Annotated in this window: 1 protein-coding gene and 1 pseudogene; both read right to left on the minus strand. The window is 47.7% G+C overall.

Annotation, left to right across the window (positions count from 1 at the left end; translation table 11 throughout):
* On the minus strand, positions 1 to 1371 hold a 1371-nt coding region (locus BN93_RS15485; RefSeq protein ID WP_198007541.1), incomplete at its 3' end, for a toxin TcdB middle/N-terminal domain-containing protein.
* Positions 1365 to 1569 (minus strand): annotated as a pseudogene (locus tag BN93_RS18840) (hypothetical protein); the annotation flags it as partial. The gene BN93_RS15485 and the pseudogene BN93_RS18840, both read right to left, overlap by 7 nt.

Below are 1569 nucleotides of genomic sequence, written 5' to 3' on the forward strand. Positions count from 1 at the left end.
GAGGTCGTGCATGTACAGGTTGCGGTTGTGTCCGTACTCGGACACCTGCTTGCGGTAAACGGCATTGCCGTTCTGCGTGTCTATCTGCTTGGTGGTGACCTTCTCAAAACCATAGAAGTCGCGTTCGCGGCGGTCGCGGTAGCCGCCTTCGTATTCGAATTCGTTGCGCATCCTGGTGGCCCCGTTCTCGGCATAGCCGCCCGTGGTCTCCACGCTTTTGAGTACATAGCGCGAGCCGGGCATGGCAAAGCTGGGACGGGTTTTCTCATAGGTCAAGGCGATATGTCCGCCGAAAGGCAAAGTAACGCCTTTAAGCAGATTGGTGCGTGCGGTGAGGTTTCGGCGTACTTTCAATTCATTAGGGCCATTTTCACTGACGTAATCGGGATAGCCGTCACCGTCTATGTCTATGAGAGCCGTTGAGTTACAACTCACACCATCTGATTTGGATGCAATACCACGTGGAAGAAGGGTTACGAACAATAAAGGAATGGCCACTCCCACATTGGCAAATTCGGATACGGAAGAAGATACGCTCCTTGCTAAGGCGGCATTTTGTATAAACTTTATCTTGGGTAGGAAACCGTTACCTGTGTTATAAGCCACGTACAAATCATCTCCTTCTTGTGTTATGATGTCGGGTAAGCCATCACCGTTAAGGTCATTCATCGAGCTAGTCGATTCTGAAGTGGTACGCGTACCGTTGAAACCGAAACTGATGTTTACCTTTCCTGCGATTGGAATGCTCACGCCACCACCGGCACCCCATGTTTTGGATTTGGATGTGCCGACACCACCGCAACCACTTTCTTGAGCATTTGCAAAAGAATTACCCAGATTATAACGCACACTACCTCCGTCAAGCATATCGGGCAGACCGTCGCCATTGAGATCCGTCCAATCTCTTTCCGTACTTGTCTTGCTGCTGGTATAGTTGCCGCTGGCACTGACGGAGCCAGAAGAGGTTTCGTTAGCCTTTGCCGCAGCAATCAGACTCTTCTTACTGAAACTCCACTGCTCGGCAATCGTTGGCGACTCTGCTTTCCCGTCACCCGCATTGCCTCCGTCTTTGAGCTCGGCTCCAACCTCTATGCCCACCGTACCAGATGAAGCCTTGAACTTGGGATTGGGAACGTTGGGCTCAATTATATGGCTGCTAAGTGCACCTGTCGGTGTCGTTATTTGTGCTTTGATTTCTTCCTTGCGTTCGTTTATCCAATCAGGGTAGCCGTCACCGTTGATGTCCATGCAAGACACATTGGTGTATGAGTCCTGCCAGCTTTTACTTCCCGAGATACCCGCTTTAAGGAATTTCGCAGTAAACTTACCACTAGCAGAGACAGTATTTCCAGAGGCCTCCGTTTTTACCATGCATCAGAATGTATTGAGATTGATGTACCACTACCTTTAATGTTACCTACAAGCAACACTCGTTTACTTTTCATACTTAAAAACTTACATTTTCCAATCTTTTCATCTGTATAAATAACATTTGATTTCATTGCCCTTAAGTCGATTTTCTGATTGGGATATATTATAAAAATAGAAGTATTAGGATTATTTACATCG

This window comes from Prevotella conceptionensis 9403948, assembly GCF_000312305.1.
Classification (GTDB): Bacteria; Bacteroidota; Bacteroidia; order Bacteroidales; family Bacteroidaceae; genus Prevotella; species Prevotella conceptionensis.